The organism is Variovorax sp. P4_B10 (assembly GCF_056402375.1).
Window position 1 is genome coordinate 13,873 of sequence record NZ_JBFUHN010000023.1, and the last position, 16,103, is coordinate 29,975.

The window sequence follows — 16,103 nt, forward strand, 5'->3', positions numbered from 1 at the left end:
GGCTGCTCCCGATAGTACACATGACTGAAATGATCCCCCCTCCGCAGCAAGAAAACTTCGATGTGGAGTTCAATGTCCGCTACACGAATCTGGTGGACATCATTCAGTCATGGACGGAACAGTACCTCGACTTCTCTTGCGCTGATATTTTGGACTTCGGCTGTGGTGAGGCAATCACGGCGCTCGGTTTTGCGTGCCGACTCAATGCCAAGTCGGTCAGCGCGGTGGACATCATGCCGGACGTCCATCGGTGCCTTGATCGGTCAATGCAGAACCTGGGTTCTCCGCTCCCAGACAATCTGCATGCCAAGCAAATCACGCCAGCCGAGAACTTCATGTCCGGCAAGAAGTTTGACCTCATCTATAGCTGGTCGGTGTTCGAGCACATCGAGCAAACGATTCTTGATGAAGTCATTGCCCAACTGCAGTCGCGACTCAAGCCGGGAGGGCTGCTGTTTACGCAGATTGCCCCGCTCTTCTATGCAGCAGATGGATCGCATTTGGCGCATCGTGTCCCGCAGCCATGGGCGCATCTGACCATGCAGGATGATCTCTATCGCAAGCGACTCACCGAGGCATGCACCAGCGCCGAGGAGCGCGATGCTCTTTGGGCGTGTTTCAGCACGCTCAACAAACTCACCGCGCCCGAATTGAAGCGCCGACTTGATCGGACGGGGATGACGTTGTTGCGCGAATACACGAGTGAGAGCACGGACGCCGGTGAACCACCAGCGACGTTGCTCGAAATATTCACACGCGAAGTGCTGATGACGAATCAGGTCGTACTGCTGTACCGCAGCAACCTGTGATGTTCAGGTTGCTGGCGACCTTGCCGTAGAGGCGAACAGCCCGACCGCTCCCATCAGCAGGCACACCGAGAGGATCAGAACCGTGGCCTGCGCCGTTCCCGTCAGTGAGCCCACCAGCAACCCCGCCACCGGCTGCGTCAGGTTGTTCAGCAGCACGATCACGCCGGTGGTCTTGCCGTAGTCCTTCGCCGGAATGATCCGCTGCCGGTGGATGCGGATGTAGATGCTGAGCATCTTGTCGAACCCGATCACCAGCAGAAAGCCGAGCGCATAGCCCCAGTGGCTGGTGCTCGCGGCCGTGAGCAGGCCGCCCGCAAAGACCAGCGTGTAAGAGGCCACGCCCATGCGCTTCAGCGCGAACGAGCCGCGGATGATGGCCAGCAGGATCGCGATGGTGGCAACGGCCCCGAGCGTCTGCAGCCCCGCGTAGTAGGTGGCCGATCGCTGGTGCAGCCCGGTGACCATCGCGGCGGACGAGGCGAGCGTGGTGCCGAGCATCAGGTTGACGCCCGTCGTCAGCACGGTGAGCCGCAGCAGGCCCGGCAGGTGCAGCACATGGCCGAATGCCGTTGCGATGGACTGGAGCAGGTGTTGCCGTTCCGGCGCCGGCTCGGGTTCGTGCAGCCTCAACGGGTTGCCGCGCCGCCAGTACGCGATGGCCGCGTCGGCCAGCAGAAACAGCGCCGCGGCTGCGCCCACCGCCGCCTGCCAGGGCCACAGGGCGATGAGCCCCGCCGCCAGCAGCGGGCCGAGCACCATGCCGGCCTGGTCGGCGGTCTGGGCATAGGCCAGCACCTTGTCGAAGCCGTGGCCGCCGGCCATCTGCGGCAGCAGCACCTCGCGGGCCATCATGCCCTGCGTGGTGAGCACGCCGCACACGGCCGAGAGGCCCACGAGCCACCCGATGCCGCCGAGTGCCTCGCTGCCCAGCACGCCGAGCAGGCAGACCAGCGCGCGAAAGACCTGGCTGCCGCGCAGCAGCTTGAGCGGCGACACGCGGTCGCACAGCGCACCGCAGAGGGGGAACGACAGGAAGCGCGGAAAGGTCTCCGCCGCGAAGGCATAGCCCGACCACGCCACGTCCTGCGTCACCTGGAACACCACCAGCGGCACCAGGAACAGGAGGATCTGGTCGGCGAGCCTGGAGACGAGCAGCGAGAGGAGAAAGGCCGGGAACTTCATCGTGCCGACGCCAACCCCAAGGGCAGAAGGGTGAGGGGCGCGGCGGCTGCGGGCATGTGCTGAAGATAATCGAAACATGATCGCGCTCGACTGCTACTACAGCCTCTCTTCCCCCTGGGCCTACCTCGGCGGCCCGCAACTGCAGGACATCGTGCGCCGCCACCATGTGCGGCTCACGCTCAAGCCCTACGACTTCCAGGCCGTGGTGCCGCAGACCGGCGGCATCCCGCTGAAGACGCGGCCCGAGCCGCGCCGCACGTACCACGCGCTGGAACTGGCGCGCTGGCGCGACTACCTGGGCATCCCGCTGAACCTGGAGCCCGCGCACTACCCCAAGGGCGCGGCCAGCGACCCGAACTGGAACAAGTACCCCGGCTGGATGGTCATCGCCGCGCAGCTGAAAGGGCTCGACGCGCAGCCGCTCTCGCATGCGCTGCTGCGCGCGCTGTGGGCCGAGGAGCGCGACACCTCCGAGGCCGCGGTGCGCATCGCCGTCGCGGACGAGAACGGCTACGACGGCGCCTCGCTGCAGGCGCTGGAGCAAGCGGCCGAGACGCTGGCGGTGTACCGCGCCAACAGCGCGGAGGCGGTGGAGGCGGGCGTGTTCGGCGCGCCGACGTTCATATTGAATGGCGAGCGCTTCTGGGGGCAGGACCGGCTGGCGTTCCTGGACCGGGCGCTGGACAAGCTGCGCGCAAGCCGCTGAGCGGCCGGCCGGCTCTTTTCTTCACAGGAACGAGCGCGGCAGCAGCGCGGGCACCAGCGTGCGGTTCATCCGCTCGCGCCACCAGCGCAGCGCCTGGCCCTGTGCGCCGGTCTTCCACGCGAGCCAGAAGGCCTCGGGCGCGCGCGGTTCCTCGGTCGGCAGTTCCACCAGCGTGCCGCGTTTCAGCTCGTTCACGATGCAGGCGCGGGGCAGAAAGCCGTGGCCCAGGCCGGCCATCTGGCAGGCGACCTTCGCAGCCATCGACGGCACGGTGATGCGCGGCTGGCCGGCGAGCAGGCCGACGGTGCGGTCCGACAGGTTGCGGGCCGAGTCGCCCACCACGATGGCGTTGCACTCCAGCAGGTCGCCGCGCTGGAGCGGACGGCCCAGGCGCGTGAGCGGGTGGGTGGGCGCGACGCAGAAGGCGAAGTCGAGGCTGCCCACGGTCACGGCCTGGTAGCCGCCGCCGGCCGGGCCTTCGCCTGCGGCGATGACGATGTCGGCGCGGCCCTCGCGCAGCGCCTCCCAGCTGCCGGTGAGCGCCTCGCAGCCGACGCGCAGCCGCGTGCCGCAGCGCAGGTCTTCGAAGGCGCGGATGTCGTCGATGAGCGCCGGCGTGGGAATGAGCGAGTCGTGCACCAGCCGCAGCTCCGACTCGTAGCCGGTGGCGATCTGCCGCATGCGCGATTCGAGGTCACTTGCGGCGCTGAGCAGCCAGCGGCCCTCCTTGAGCATTTCCTCGCCGGCGGCGGTGAGGGTCACGCGCGGGCCGTTGCGCTCGAACAGCAGCATGCCCAGCTGTTCCTCGAGCTTGCCCACCGCGTACGAGATGGTGGAGGGCACCTTGTTCAGGCGCGTGGCGGCGGCGGCGAAGGAGCCGTGGCGCGCAATGGCGTCGACGACCTCGATGGCTTCCAGGCTGAGCTTGAGCACACGCGTTCCTCGAAAAGGAATGATCGAAAACTTCGATCATTGGTTGTAAAAAGTTTCGCCGATGACCGGCGGGATGGACCCGATGATTCAGTCCATGCCAAGGAGATTACCTCCGGAAGCAATTGTGAATTCAATCGAATATCCACTCAACCCCAAGGAGCTTCACATGTCCATCCAAGCCACCCCCACCGCCGGCGCCAAGCTGCTCACCCCCACCGACCACACGCTGGTGATGATCGACTTCCAGTCGCAGATGGCCTTCGCCACGCACTCGATCGACGCGGTGAACCTGCGCAACAACGCCGCGCTGGTGGCGCAGGCCGCGGCCGGCTTCAAGGTCTCGACCATCCTCACGACGGTGGCCGAAAAAAGCTTCTCGGGCCCGATGTTCAGCGAGATCACCGACGCCTTCCCGGGCCAGAAGATGCTCGACCGCACCTCGATGAACACCTGGGAAGACGCGGCGGTGATCGAGCGCGTGAACCAGATCGGCAAGCCGCGCATCGTGCTGGCGGGCCTGTGGACCAGCGTGTGCATCGTCGGGCCGGCGCTGTCGGCGCTCGACCAGGGCTTCGAGGTGTACGTGATTGCCGACGCCTGCGGCGACGTGTCGGCCGAGGCGCACAACCGCGCGATGGAGCGCATGGTGCAGGCCGGCGCGCAGCCGATGACCTCGCTGCAGTACCTGCTCGAACTGCAGCGCGACTGGGCCCGCGGCGACACCTACGAGCTGACCACCGGCATCGCGAAGAAGGTGGGCGGTGCCTACGGCCTGGGCGTGACCTACGCCAAGACGATGTTCGGCGCGCACGAAGGCTGAGCCGGGCGCGCGTCCAGCTAGGCTGCTGCGTCGTCCAGCAGGGACTGCGCAGCATCGCGCACCCGTTGGTGGGGGTCTTCGCGCGCGGCGCGTTCCACGACGGCGCGCCACGGCTGGCCCGCGCGCTTCCATGCGCCCAGGCTCTCGATGGATTCCCAGCGCACAACCGCGTCGTCGTCGTGTGCAATGCGCTCGGCCAGCACGGGCAGGGCGCGCTCGCCGACGGCCGCGCCCAGCCCTCGGTCATTGAAAAGACTGGCGGCGTGCCGCCGCACAAACGCGTGCGGTGAACCGAGCCCGCGCAAGGCCTCGTCGATTTCGCCGGGGCGCAGCGTGCAGTAGCTGCTGCCGGGTTTCAGGATGTCGAGCACGGCGTCGACCGTGCTGGCAGGGCCCCCGAGCAGGGCTTCGAGCGGGCGGTAGTCGAGCGGCAGCGGGGTCGGGTCGCGGAAAGACGAGTAAGGCGCGCACAGGCCTTCGACCATCAGCAGCGCGGGCATGGGGTTGTCGGCGCGCGACAGTTGTTCCAGCAGCCAGTCGCTCTGGCCCAGGTAGGCCAGCGCCCGCGCGGCCCATTCGCGCGCGGGCTGGTCGCGGGACGTGGCCATCTGCTTTTGCAGCGCGGCCAGCACTTCGGGTGTGGCCACACCGATACGGCCGAGCAGCTGGGCGCTGTCCCAGCCGTGCTTGCTCTTGCCATTGCCCATGCGAACCAGAAGGGCGGGCACGGCCGGCGCGCCGATGGCGCACAGCTGTCGGGCGGCTTCCTCGGAGCTGATGGCGCCGTCGAAGCGATTCAGGCGGCCCACCAGCCAGTCCACGCGTTCGGCCAACGGCAGGGCCGCGACGCGCTGGCGCTCGCGATCGTTCTTTGCTTCCACGGGGAAAAGCTCAAAGAAGGCCAGGTCGCCGATGCAACGCCGCGCCAGTGCGCCGCCGCCTTCTTCGTCGTGCAGGAACACCACGAAATCGGGCGTGAGCTGGGAGGAAACGCCGAGCGCTTCGCGGATCTTCTGCGAGGCGGCGACGAGCATGTCGATGCACTCCCGCTCGGCGGCGAGCCAGGCTGCGCGGGTGCCTTGCTGCATTGCATTCGACGCGGCGCCGGCCGCGGCGGTGAGGGCGGGGCTTTGAAAGTCGATATCGGCCCAGCGCCAGTCGGGCGGGTTCCAGTCGGCCTCCCAGAAATCGCCGGAAGGCCCGTCTTCGCGCGCATCCACGCTGTTGGCGGAGAGCCCCGGGAGGTAGACCGGCCCGTCGAGCTCGCGGTACAGGTTCTGGAACGCAGCGGCGTAGAACTGTTCGTGCGGGTGCTCGGCCAGCAACTCGCGCAGTGCGCGCACGGCGTCCTCGACGATCAGCGGTTCCAGCGCTTTCCAGTGACTCATGCAGGCATCTCCTTCGGGCTTGCGATCGTAAAGGACGTGCCGGTGGCGATAATCCTCCGATGCGAATCCGCTTTACCAAGATGCAGGGTGCCGGCAACGATTTCGTCGTGCTGGACGAAACGCGCGGCACGCTGGGCCTCAGCGCCGCGCAGTACCGCTTTCTGGCCGACCGCCATTTCGGCGTCGGCGCCGACCAGATCCTTACCGTGCGGCCCTCGCCCGCGGAAGGCATCGACTTCCAATACGTGATCCACAACGCCGACGGCGGCGAGGTGGAGCAGTGCGGCAACGGCGCGCGCTGCTTCATGCGCTTCGTGAGCGAACACCATCTCACGAACAAGGACACGGTGCGCGTGCAGACGCTGGCCGGCGTGATCGAGCCGCGCCTGGGCGCCGACGGCCGCGTGACGGTCGACATGGGCGCCCCGGTGTTCGAACCCGAGCGCGTGCCTTTCGACACCGCGGGGCTTGGCCCGCAGCCCGACGGTTCATGGCACAAATGGCATCTCGCGATGGGCACCCATGCGAACAGCGCTATCGTTTCGGTAGCGGTCCTGTCGATGGGCAACCCCCACGCGGTGCAGGTGGTCGACAACGTCGACGCCGCGCCGGTGGCCGAACAGGGCCCGCGGATCGAGCACCACCCGCGCTTTCCGCAGCGGGTGAACGCGGGCTTCATGCAGGTAGTAGACCGCACGCACATCCGGCTGCGGGTGTTCGAGCGCGGCGCCGGCGAAACGCTGGCCTGCGGCACGGGCGCCTGCGCGGCGGTGGTGGCGGGCATCCGGCTCGGGCTGCTGGACCGCCGGGTCGATGTGCAGACGCACGGCGGCATCCTCACGATCGAATGGCAGGGCGAAGGCCAGCCGGTGCTCATGACGGGGCCGGCCACCACGGTGTTCGAGGGCGACATCGAGGTCCCGGAGCTGCCATGACCCACTTCAACAACAAAGACGCCAACAACGCCATGAACCCGATCACCGAAGACGACATCGCCAACTACCTGGCGAACACGCCCGACTTCTTCGAGCGCCATGCCCAGTTGCTGGCCCAGGTGCAGCTCACCAGCCCGCACGGCAACCGCGCCGTGAGCCTGCAGGAGCGCCAGGCCGAGATGCTGCGCGAGAAGATCAAGGCGCTGGAGCACCGCCTGATGGACATGGTGCGCCACGGCACCGAGAACGTCGTCATCGCCGACCGGCTGCAGCGCTGGACCAAGGGCCTGCTGACCACGCGCGACCCGCGCAGCCTGCCGTACCGCATCGCGGTCGACCTGCAGTCGCTGTTCCTGGTGCCGCAGACGGCCATCAAGGTGTGGGACTGCGGCAGCGAATACCTCAACGAGGCCTATGCCCAGTGGGTGAGCGACGACGTGAAGGCGCTCGCCACCTCGCTGACCTCGCCTTACTGCGGGCTCAATTCGGGCTTCGAGGCGGCCAAATGGCTGCCCGAGCCGCAGGCCGCGATGTCGATCGCGCTGATTCCGCTGCGTCCCGACGCCGAATCGCCGGCCTTCGGCCTGCTGGTGCTGGCGTCGCCCGATGCGCAGCGCTTCAACGCCGAGATGGGCACCGACTTTCTCGAGCGCATTGCCGAGCTGGCTTCGGGCGGACTTTCGCGGCTGCGTCCTTGAGCCGCCTGCGCTGGTTGCGGCGGCCCTGGCAGGCCGCGCTTTTCGGCGTGTTGCTGGTTGTGGTGCTGGCGTACGTGGCCATTGGCGCGTTCATCTGGCGGCATGCCGAGGGGGCGATGGCGCAGCCGACGCGGCCGGCCGACGCGGCGCTGGTGCTGGGCAGCCGCGCTTTCCTCGACGGCAAGCCGCACCCCTGCCTCACCGGGCGGGTCGATACCGCGCTGGCACTGGCGCAGGCCGGCCTGGTCAGGCAGTTCGTGTTCTCGGGCGGCGTGGATTCCGAAGACGGCCGCACCGAGGCCACGGTGATGCAGCAGCATGCGCAGGCGGCGGGCTTTGCCGGGCCGATGGTGCTGGAGCCCGCGTCGACGTCCACGCGCCTGAATCTTTCGTTGTCGCGCCCGCTGCTCGTGGCGGCCGGGGTGCGCAGCGTGGTGATCGTGTCGGAGCCCTATCACCTGTGGCGTATCGAGCGGCTGGTGCGAATGAGCGGGTTCGACCAGAGCTTCGACGTGCAATACGCCGGGGCGCAGACCTCGTGCTGGCGCGCGCTCGGCCCCCTTTCGAAGGGTGCATTGCGCGAGCCCGCGGCCATCGTGAACAATGCCTTCCGTGGCCTTCTCTTCTGAGCCCGCGACGCCGGCCTCCTCGGGCTGGATCGACAAGTACCTCGAGCATGTGCGCGTGGAGCGCCGTCTCGCGGCGCGCACGGTCGAGCTGTATGCCTTTCACCTGCAGGCGCTGAGGGAGAACGCGGCCGAGGCCGGCTTGCCGCTCGACCGCGTGCAGACCGCCCACATTCGCCGCTGGACGGCGAAGCTGCACAGCGCGGGGCGTGAGCCGCGCGGCATTGCGCTGGTGCTGTCGTGCTGGCGCAGCTTCTACCGCTGGCTCGGCAACGAGGGGCTGATCGGCTTCAACCCGGTGCAGGACGTGCACGCGCCCAAGGCCGGCCGGCCGCTGCCGAAGGCGCTGGGCGTGGACGACGCGGTGCGGCTCGCCGAGCTGCACGACGACGAGGCCGACCCATGGACCGAGGCGCGCGACCGCGCCATCGTCGAAATGCTCTATGGCTGCGGCCTGCGCGTGAGCGAGCTCACGGGGCTCGATGCGCAGGCCAGCAACACGGCGCTGGGCTGGGTCGACCTCGACGCGATGGAAGCCAATGTGCTCGGCAAGGGCAGCAAGCGCCGCATCGTGCCGGTGGGCGGCAAGGCGGCCGAGGCGCTGCAGGACTGGCTCGACGTGCGCGGCGATCGCCCGGCGCCCGCGCTGTTCGTCAGCGCCAAGGGCGCGCGGATGTCGTCGCATGCGGTGTGGAAGCTGCTGCGCGAACGCAGCCTGAAGGCCGGCCTCGCGGCGCCGGTGCATCCGCACATGCTGCGCCATTCGTTCGCGAGCCACGTGCTGCAGTCGAGCAGCGACCTGCGCGCGGTGCAGGAGCTGCTGGGCCACGCCAACATCGCGACCACGCAGGTCTACACACGGCTGGACTTCCAGCATCTGGCCAAGGCCTATGACGCGGCACATCCGCGCGCGCAGGCGCGCCCCGAGGTCCCGCGCGCCAAGGCCCGCGACAAAGACAAGTAAGCAACAAAGAATGAAAACCCTTCGCCTCAAACCCGGCAAGGAGCGCTCGCTCCTGCGCCGCCACCCCTGGGTCTTCGAATCCGCCATTGCGCGCGGCGGCGCTGACTCCGGCGAGACGGTGCGCGTGGAATCCCACGACGGCGCCTTTCTCGCCTGGGCGGCCTTCAGCCCGACTTCGAAGATCCGTGCGCGGGCCTGGAGCTTTGTAGAGACGCAGCGCATCGACGCGGCCTTCCTCGCATCGGTGTGCGAGCGCGCCGTGCGCGCCCGCGGCCTGTTCGACCTGCAGAGCGACGGCGTGCGGCTGGTGCATGGCGAGGCCGACGGCCTGCCGGGGCTGATCGTCGACCGCTACGGCGACACGCTGGTCGCGCAGTTCCTTTCGGCCGGTGTCGAGCGCTGGAAAGACGCGCTGGCCGATGCGCTGCTCAAGGCCACGGGCCTCACGAAGCTCTACGAGCGCTCCGATGCCAGCGGCCGCGAGCGCGAGGGCCTGAAGCCGGTCACGGGCTGGCTGCGCGGGGAGGGCGCCACCGAGATCACGATCCGCGAGCACGACTGGAAGCTCTCGCTCGACATCGCGACCGGCCACAAGACCGGCTTCTACCTGGACCAGCGCGACAGCCGGCAGCGCTTTGCCGAGCTCGCGAAGCACCGGCGCTTCCGACGCGTGCTCAACTGCTTCTGCTACACGGGCGGCTTCACCGTCGCGGCGCTGGCCGGGCTCAAGGCGGCCGGTGCGCTCGAAGGGGCCGAACTGGTGTCGGTCGATTCGTCGCAACCGGCGTTGAACTTCGCGCGCGCCAACATCGCGCTCAACGGCTTCGGCGGCGAGGGCTCGGGCGTGAAGACGGAGTTCCTCGACGCCAACGTCAACACGGTGCTGCGCGAGTTCATCGACCAGGGCCGCACCTTCGACGCGATCGTGCTCGACCCGCCCAAGTTCGCGCCCACGGTGGCGCATGCCGAGCGTGCCGCGCGGGCCTACAAGGACATCAACCGCCTCGCGCTCAAGATCCTGGAGCCGGGCGGCGTGCTGCTGACCTTCTCGTGCTCGGGCGGCATCAGCGCCGACCTGTTCCACAAGATCGTGGCCTCGGCCGGCCTCGATGCGAACGTCGACGGTTACATCAGCGAACGCCTGGGCGCGGCGCCGGACCATCCGATGACCATCGAATTCCCGGAAGGGGAGTACCTGAAGGGGCTGGTGGTGGTCAGGAAGCCTGCCTGACCCGGCCTTGACCCCTTCGCCAACGCAACTGAGTGGCATTGGCTAAACTGCCGGCCAACCCGCTTTTTCGTCCCCATTCCCTGTTTTCCGCTTCCGGAGCACTCCTCTATGGCCCTCATTCCCGCGACCATCCTCACCGGCTTTCTCGGCTCGGGCAAAACCACGCTGCTCAAGCGCATCCTGACCGAGGCCCATGGCCAGAAGATCGCGGTCATCGAGAACGAGTTCGGCGAAGAGAACATCGACAGCGACATCCTCGTGACCGAGTCGAAGGAGCAGATCATCCAGATGAGCAACGGCTGCGTCTGCTGCACCATCCGCGAAGACCTGCGCGAAGCCCTGCAACTGCTGGCCGCCAAGAAGCGCCAGGGCCTGCTGGACTTCGACCGCGTGGTGATCGAGACCACCGGACTGGCCGACCCGGGCCCCGTGGCGCAGACCTTCTTCATGGACGACGAGATCGCCGAGAGCTACCTGCTCGACTCGATCCTGACGCTGGTGGACGCCAAGCATGCGCCGCAGCAGCTCAACGACCGCCAGGAAGCGCGCCGCCAGGTGGGCTTTGCCGACCAGATCTTCATCAGCAAGAGCGAGCTGGTGTCGGCCGAGGAAACCGATGCGCTGATCCATCGCCTGAAGCACATGAACCCGCGCGCGCCGCAGCAGAAGGCGCACTTCGGCGATGTGCCGCTGAAGGACATCTTCGACCTGCGCGGCTTCAACCTGAATGCCAAGCTGGACATCGACCCCGACTTCCTGAAGGAAGAAGAGGCGCACGACCATGACCACGCGCATGGCGAAAATTGCGACCATCCCTCGCACAAGGACGAGGGGCACGGCCACCATCACCACACGGACGACGACGTGAAGAGCTTCGTCTACAAGGCCGACCGGCCCTTCGATCCGGCCAAGCTCGAGGACTTTCTGGGCGCGATCGTCAACATCTACGGCCCGCGCATGCTGCGCTACAAGGGCGTGCTGAGCATGAAGGGCACCGAGCGCAAGGTGATCTTCCAGGGCGTGCACCAGCTGATGGGCAGCGACCTGGGCCCGGAGTGGGGCAAGGACGAAGCGCGCCAGAGCCGCATGGTGTTCATCGGCATCGAGCTGCCGCGCGAGATTCTCGAGCAGGGGCTGGAGCAGTGCCTGGTCTGACGACAACGGTTCGCTGATTCAAGAAAAAAAGGCGCTGCCCCCGAAAGGGCAGCGCCTTTTTGCTTCGGCTTTCCGCCTCGCGTCGTGTGGCGGGGCTTACTTGCCCATGCCGCCCAGCGGCTTGCCGTTGACCTTCAGGCTGCCTTCGCTGAACTCGATCTGGGCGGTGACGTGCTCGCCATCGCGCTTGACGAAGCCCTTTTCCTCGCCTTGCTCGACCAGCCCGGCCACCATTTCGGGCGGCGGCGTCTGGCCGCTCTCGGCGCCGGTGGCTGCAATCTGCTCCAGCCATTGCATCGGCAGCCGCGCGTTGGCCTTGAGTACCCCGCGCTTCATCATCAGTGCCATGCCGGGGGCTTGCAGGTCTTCGTCGGTCACGCCGACCATGCCGGCCGTGTAGCTGACTTCGGCGCGCTTGCCGCCGATTTCGACCACCATCTTGTCGAGGCCGAATTCGGGGCTGTACTTGGCCATGGCCTTGAGATCGGGGGCCAACTGGTCGGCGAGGGCCTGCATCGCGGCCTGCGACGCCTTGCTGCTCTTGCCGCAGCCGGCCGCGGCGTTGGACTGCAGCCAGGCATCGGCCAGCTTCTTGTAGCCGGCGGCATGGATGCGGCGCGCGCCGCTGCTCACCTCGAACTTGTCGATGCTGGTCTCGCCGATCTTGCCCTGGCCCTTGACGGTGCCTTCCGAGGCGTAGAGGCCGTCCTTGATGCTGGCTTCGCCGGTCAGGTCGATGTTCTGCAGCAGCACCTTCACTGGCTTGTGCGTGCCGGCCGGCGCGTCGGCATCGGCGCTGCCGCCGAGGCCCTTGGTGGCGGAGAACTCGAAGGCGTCGAGGCGGGCGTCGGACWTGCCGGTGGCCAGGATCCAACCTGCGCTGCTGTCCATGTCGGCCTTGGCCGTGAACTTGCCCATCTTCATCTGCAGGCCCTTGGCCGCGTCGTTGAAGTCCAGGCCGGGCATCGTCATCTCGTAGCGCGCCTTGGTGCGCGCGCCGTTCACCTCGACGCGGGCCTGTGCGCCTTGCCATGCGAGTTGGCCCTTGCCGTCTTCGGCCAGCTTGGCGGGCGCGATCGTGAAGTCGCTGGTGTAGGCGCCGTCGAAGCCGACCTTGGTGTGCGCCGTCAGGGGCTTGGCCTTGCCGAACAGCTTTTCGGCCCCGGCCTGCGCCTTGATGTCGAGCACCAGTTCGCTGTCGATGGTGGCGGCCGCCAGCGTGCCGCCGGCCAGCGGGCCGTGGTGGATGGTGTCGCGGAAGGTGATCCGCAGAGGCTTCGGCGGCTTGCTGTCGGCCTCGTCCTTGTCGTCGTCCTCTTCCTCGCCGTCCGCGGGCTTGGCGGCGGGCGCCTGCGCGGCGGCAGTGGCATCGGCCGCGCAGCCGATTTCCAGCGTCACGGTGCTGACGGCGCCGAGGAAGCCGCGGTCGTACTTGCGTTCGACCACGCGCACCAGCGCGGTCTGCTTCGGCAGCTCGTCGAAAGTGGTGTCGTAGACCGACTTGACTTTCGAACCGGCGAACCAGGTGCTGCCCCCGTAGGCGACGGCGATGGCCGCGGCCAGGACTCCCAAAACTGCTTTCTTGCTCAAGGCTTGCTTTCTTTTCTCGAATGATCGGATTGGCCCGCGCCGCGTCATGGGCAAAGGCGGGCCTGCGCTGCCCCCTCCGGCAACGCCGGGCGATGCTAACGGAGTTGGCCCGCACGCAGACACATCGCCCGTGGTTTCGAGTTCTCTATACAATCGCGCGCCTGTTCCGAGAGCCACGGCCCGTCTTGATGGACGAGATGTGACTTCCGGCACGGGGCGCCGCACGTATTTGGCGGGCTTTCGGGGGTATAACCCCGGGGTTCGCCATTCGCGAGCACCCCGACAACGTGGAGCCCGCGCGGTCTGAAACCCGCAGTGGTTCCCATGGGAGGAGACACCCAGTGAAAGCGCGTTCCAGTTCGTCAAAGGAGCCAGTCACCGTGAAGAAACCCGCCGCCAAGGCCACGCCAGCAACCAAGCCCGCCGCAAAAAAGGCGCCGGCTGCGAAGCAGGCTGTACCTGCGGCGAAAAAAGTTTCCGCCACCGCAAAAGGCCCCGCCGCGAAGGAGAAAAGCGCGTCCAAAAAGCCCGCAGCACCACCGGTCAAGACCGCAACCGCTGCAAAGAAGCCCGTCAAGCCTGCAAAGACTGCAAGCACGGGTCCATCGTCATCCAAACCCGTCGGCCGCCCTGCTGCCGTTCCTTCTGCCCCCCCGATCCCCATGAAAAAAACGGCTGCCGCCTCCTCTTCCGCCACGGCGACACCCTCGATGCCCGCTCAAACCGCTACGCCCGCACCCGCGCGTGGTGGCCGTGTGTCCCGGCTGTCGCAGTTGACCGTCCCTTCGATGCCGCAGTCCGTGGCGTCGACCGCCGCCAAGTCCAGCTTCTCGCAGGCGCCTTCCACCGCGCTGGTGCCGCCGCCGCCGCTGGCCGTCAAGAAAGACCCGAAGCTCGCGAACAACTGGAAGACCAAGTCGCCCGCCGAGCTGAGCGACGCCGAGGTGATCGCGATGCCCGACACCGAGTACATGAACGAAAAGCAGATGGCGTTCTTCCGCCTGAAGCTCGAAGAACTCAAGCGCGGCATCCTCGAGAACGCCGGCGAGACCACCGAGCACCTGCGTGAAGACACCGTCGTGGTGCCCGATCCGGCCGACCGCGCCACCATCGAGGAAGAACACGCCCTCGAGCTGCGCACGCGCGACCGCGAACGCAAGCTGCTGAAGAAGATCGAGCAGTCGATCCAGCGCATCGACGCCGGCGACTACGGCTACTGCGACGAAACCGGCGAACCCATCGGCGTGGGCCGGCTGCTGGCCCGCCCGACCGCCACGCTCTCGCTCGAAGCGCAGCAGCGCCGCGAGCTCAAGCAGAAAATGTTCGGGGATTGAACGGGCAGCAAGGTCAAGAAAAACCAGCCCCCTCGATAGTCTTCGCCGAATGACAAAGGAAGAGTCGGGCCGCCTTTTTTCGAAGGTGGCCAAGTTTGTCCGCAATCCCCTCAAGGATTGGTCGGAGCTGAATGCGGCTTCCTCCACGTCGGACTCCTCGCTGCCCGAGCAGACCTACAGCCGGGAGATGCTCAAGGAAATGATCGAGCGGCGCCAGCGCAACGATTTCGTGCGCCGGCGCGAGTTCGACATGCTGCGCAAGCTGCGCCAGCGCGAGGCCGCGGCCCATGCCTTCGAGGCGACGGTCACGCCATCGTCGTTCAACATGAACAGCACCTCGGAAAAGCCCGAGGGCCGCGCGCTCACGCTCAAGAAGATCGACGAGATCGAGGAGCAGATGTCGCAGCAGTGGTGGAAAGGTCGGGGCCCGAACGGCGAAACGCTGATCAACCCGCCGCCCGACGCCGGTGCCGAGACGCTGCCGCCGGTTCATGTGGACGATCTGCTCCGGTCGCTCGAGTCGCCCCCGGGTCATGCACCCGCGCCGGTGGCGGCCGCAGCGGCCAGCAGTTCGGACGCCGACGGCGCGCCACCGCTGCTGTCCTCCCGGCTCGCGCACGACGGCGCGCTGGAAGAGGCCGTGATCCGCTTCGCCCATGGCGACGACGCCGGCGCCGAAGCCATCCTGCTGCAGGCCCTGGCTTCCGAAAGCGCACCAGCCGCCGAAGGCGAGAACGACGCCGCGGCCGAGCGCGACGACAGCCGCTGGCGCACCCTGTTCGACCTGTACCGCGCCACCGGCGACGCTGCCAAGTTCGCGGCCGCCCGCATGCGCTACGCGCAGCGCATGAAGCGCATGGGGCCGGACTGGGTGTCGCTCGCAGAGCTGGCCCGCAGCGTGAAGGCGGTAACCGCCAGCGAGGAGGCCGAACACGCCGGGGACAGCGAGGGCGCCGTGGCCGACTGGAGCAGTCCTGCCCGCCTGGCCCGCGACGGCCTGATGAGCCTCACGCGTGCGCTGTCGCAGGCGGGGGCGGTCTGGACGCTCGACTGGCGCGCGCTGACCGCCATCGAGGCCGAGGCGGCCGCGCCGCTGCGCGTGCTGCTGACCCACTGGGCCGATTCGCCGGTCAACCTGCGCTTCATCGGCACCGCGCAACTGCTGGCCGTGTTGGCCGAGGCGGCGCCGAACAACGAGCGCGGCACCGACGACGTCTGGTGGCAGTTGCACCTTGCCGCGCTGCGCGTGATGCACCTGCCCGACGACTTCGAGCTGGTGGCGCTCAACTACTGCATCACCTACGAGGTGTCGCCGCCTTCCTGGCAGGACCCGAAGGGCGAATGCACCGCGCTGGCCGCGCCGCCGCCGAACCGGCCCAGTTCGGTGTGGTCGCTGCTGTCGAGCGGCGAATCCGAGAGCTTCCCGTCCACCGACAGCGGGTTTGCCGCGCTGGCGGGCGATCTGCGCGGCGAATCGCTGTCGTACTGGCATCGGCTCGATGCGGACCTGCGCCACTCCACGGCACCCGTCATTTCCTGCGCGGCGCTGTTGCGGATGGACCTCGCCGCCGCCGGCACGCTGCTGAGCTGGGTGCGGGCGCGCGACGCCAACGGCGAGCGGGTGCAGTTCGTCGATGCCCACCGCCTGATCTCGGCGCTTTTCGGCCTCGTTGGCATCATGGATCATGCAACCGTAGCTGTTCGAAAGAACTGAAACGCCCTCTGTTTCGGG

15 protein-coding genes are annotated in these 16,103 nt (G+C 67.7%); 11 read left to right on the forward strand and 4 right to left on the reverse strand.

All coding sequences use genetic code 11. The annotated features are described in order from the left end of the window. Nucleotides 1-20 precede the first annotated feature (20 nt). Nucleotides 21-809, forward strand: a complete 789-nt coding sequence (locus tag AC1DXX_RS13040; protein WP_478134628.1) for a class I SAM-dependent methyltransferase — start codon at nt 21-23, stop codon at nt 807-809. A gap of 3 nt (nt 810-812) precedes the next feature. Here AC1DXX_RS13040 and AC1DXX_RS13045 read toward each other — a convergent pair whose 3' ends face one another. After that, nucleotides 813-1,991, reverse strand: coding sequence for an MFS transporter (locus AC1DXX_RS13045; RefSeq protein WP_478134629.1), 1,179 nt, complete (start codon nt 1,989-1,991; stop codon nt 813-815). 76 nt (nt 1,992-2,067) lie between these two features. Between AC1DXX_RS13045 and AC1DXX_RS13050 the strand changes: the two genes are divergently transcribed. Continuing rightward, nucleotides 2,068-2,697, forward strand: a complete 630-nt coding sequence (locus tag AC1DXX_RS13050) for a DsbA family protein (protein WP_478134630.1) — start codon at nt 2,068-2,070, stop codon at nt 2,695-2,697. Between the two features lie 21 nt (nt 2,698-2,718). Here AC1DXX_RS13050 and AC1DXX_RS13055 read toward each other — a convergent pair whose 3' ends face one another. Further along, nucleotides 2,719-3,630 (reverse strand): LysR family transcriptional regulator, encoded by a 912-nt coding sequence (locus AC1DXX_RS13055; protein ID WP_478134631.1) that lies wholly within the window; start codon nt 3,628-3,630, stop codon nt 2,719-2,721. A 166-nt stretch (nt 3,631-3,796) separates the two neighbouring features. On the opposite strand from AC1DXX_RS13055, the gene AC1DXX_RS13060 reads away from it, so the two are divergent. Beyond that, nucleotides 3,797-4,450, forward strand: a complete 654-nt coding sequence (locus AC1DXX_RS13060) for a hydrolase (RefSeq protein ID WP_478134632.1) — start codon at nt 3,797-3,799, stop codon at nt 4,448-4,450. 17 nt (nt 4,451-4,467) lie between these two features. Here the strand turns inward: AC1DXX_RS13060 and AC1DXX_RS13065 are convergent, their stop codons facing one another. Continuing rightward, nucleotides 4,468-5,838, reverse strand: coding sequence for a HEAT repeat domain-containing protein (locus AC1DXX_RS13065; protein ID WP_478134633.1), 1,371 nt, complete (start codon nt 5,836-5,838; stop codon nt 4,468-4,470). A 59-nt stretch (nt 5,839-5,897) separates the two neighbouring features. On the opposite strand from AC1DXX_RS13065, the gene dapF reads away from it, so the two are divergent. From dapF to AC1DXX_RS13095, 6 genes are all read left to right on the forward strand, one after another. Then, entirely contained in the window at nt 5,898-6,773 is an 876-nt protein-coding gene (gene dapF, locus AC1DXX_RS13070; protein WP_478134634.1) for a diaminopimelate epimerase, read from the forward strand. After that, entirely contained in the window at nt 6,770-7,471 is a 702-nt protein-coding gene (locus tag AC1DXX_RS13075) for a DUF484 family protein (RefSeq protein ID WP_478134635.1), read from the forward strand. The genes dapF and AC1DXX_RS13075 overlap by 4 nt, the downstream gene beginning before the upstream one ends. Then, a complete protein-coding gene (locus AC1DXX_RS13080) occupies nt 7,468-8,100 on the forward strand; it encodes a YdcF family protein (protein WP_478134636.1) in 633 nt (210 codons plus the stop codon). Before AC1DXX_RS13075 ends, AC1DXX_RS13080 begins: the two co-directional genes overlap by 4 nt. Beyond that, nucleotides 8,075-9,061, forward strand: coding sequence for a tyrosine recombinase XerC (locus tag AC1DXX_RS13085; protein WP_478134637.1), 987 nt, complete (start codon nt 8,075-8,077; stop codon nt 9,059-9,061). Before AC1DXX_RS13080 ends, AC1DXX_RS13085 begins: the two co-directional genes overlap by 26 nt. 10 nt (nt 9,062-9,071) lie before the next feature. Continuing rightward, entirely contained in the window at nt 9,072-10,292 is a 1,221-nt protein-coding gene (locus tag AC1DXX_RS13090) for a class I SAM-dependent rRNA methyltransferase (RefSeq protein WP_478134638.1), read from the forward strand. A gap of 108 nt (nt 10,293-10,400) precedes the next feature. Continuing rightward, complete coding sequence (locus tag AC1DXX_RS13095; RefSeq protein ID WP_478134639.1) at nt 10,401-11,447, forward strand: CobW family GTP-binding protein; 1,047 nt, start codon at nt 10,401-10,403, stop codon at nt 11,445-11,447. A 96-nt stretch (nt 11,448-11,543) separates the two neighbouring features. On the opposite strand, the gene AC1DXX_RS13100 is transcribed toward AC1DXX_RS13095, so the two are convergent. Continuing rightward, complete coding sequence (locus tag AC1DXX_RS13100; protein WP_478134640.1) at nt 11,544-13,037, reverse strand: YdgA family protein; 1,494 nt, start codon at nt 13,035-13,037, stop codon at nt 11,544-11,546. Nucleotides 13,038-13,747: 710 nt separating this feature from the next. Here AC1DXX_RS13100 and dksA point away from each other — a divergent pair. Together dksA and AC1DXX_RS13110 are read left to right on the forward strand one after the other, a co-directional pair. Beyond that, nucleotides 13,748-14,371, forward strand: a complete 624-nt coding sequence (dksA, locus tag AC1DXX_RS13105) for an RNA polymerase-binding protein DksA (RefSeq protein ID WP_478134641.1) — start codon at nt 13,748-13,750, stop codon at nt 14,369-14,371. An 85-nt stretch (nt 14,372-14,456) separates the two neighbouring features. Continuing rightward, nucleotides 14,457-16,085, forward strand: a complete 1,629-nt coding sequence (locus tag AC1DXX_RS13110) for an STAS domain-containing protein (RefSeq protein ID WP_478134642.1) — start codon at nt 14,457-14,459, stop codon at nt 16,083-16,085. Nucleotides 16,086-16,103 lie beyond the last annotated feature (18 nt).

Bases quoted from the DNA above. Each gene is read 5' to 3' on its own strand.
- AC1DXX_RS13040 (WP_478134628.1), top strand. From the start codon at position 21: ATGACTGAAATGATCCCCCCTCCGCAGCAAGAAAACTTCGATGTGGAG.
- AC1DXX_RS13045 (WP_478134629.1), bottom strand. From the start codon at position 1,991: ATGAAGTTCCCGGCCTTTCTCCTCTCGCTGCTCGTCTCCAGGCTCGCC.
- AC1DXX_RS13050 (WP_478134630.1), top strand. From the start codon at position 2,068: ATGATCGCGCTCGACTGCTACTACAGCCTCTCTTCCCCCTGGGCCTAC.
- AC1DXX_RS13060 (WP_478134632.1), top strand. From the start codon at position 3,797: ATGTCCATCCAAGCCACCCCCACCGCCGGCGCCAAGCTGCTCACCCCC.
- AC1DXX_RS13065 (WP_478134633.1), bottom strand. From the start codon at position 5,838: ATGAGTCACTGGAAAGCGCTGGAACCGCTGATCGTCGAGGACGCCGTG.
- dapF (WP_478134634.1), top strand. From the start codon at position 5,898: ATGCGAATCCGCTTTACCAAGATGCAGGGTGCCGGCAACGATTTCGTC.
- AC1DXX_RS13075 (WP_478134635.1), top strand. From the start codon at position 6,770: ATGACCCACTTCAACAACAAAGACGCCAACAACGCCATGAACCCGATC.
- AC1DXX_RS13085 (WP_478134637.1), top strand. From the start codon at position 8,075: ATGCCTTCCGTGGCCTTCTCTTCTGAGCCCGCGACGCCGGCCTCCTCG.
- AC1DXX_RS13090 (WP_478134638.1), top strand. From the start codon at position 9,072: ATGAAAACCCTTCGCCTCAAACCCGGCAAGGAGCGCTCGCTCCTGCGC.
- AC1DXX_RS13095 (WP_478134639.1), top strand. From the start codon at position 10,401: ATGGCCCTCATTCCCGCGACCATCCTCACCGGCTTTCTCGGCTCGGGC.
- dksA (WP_478134641.1), top strand. From the start codon at position 13,748: ATGCCCGCTCAAACCGCTACGCCCGCACCCGCGCGTGGTGGCCGTGTG.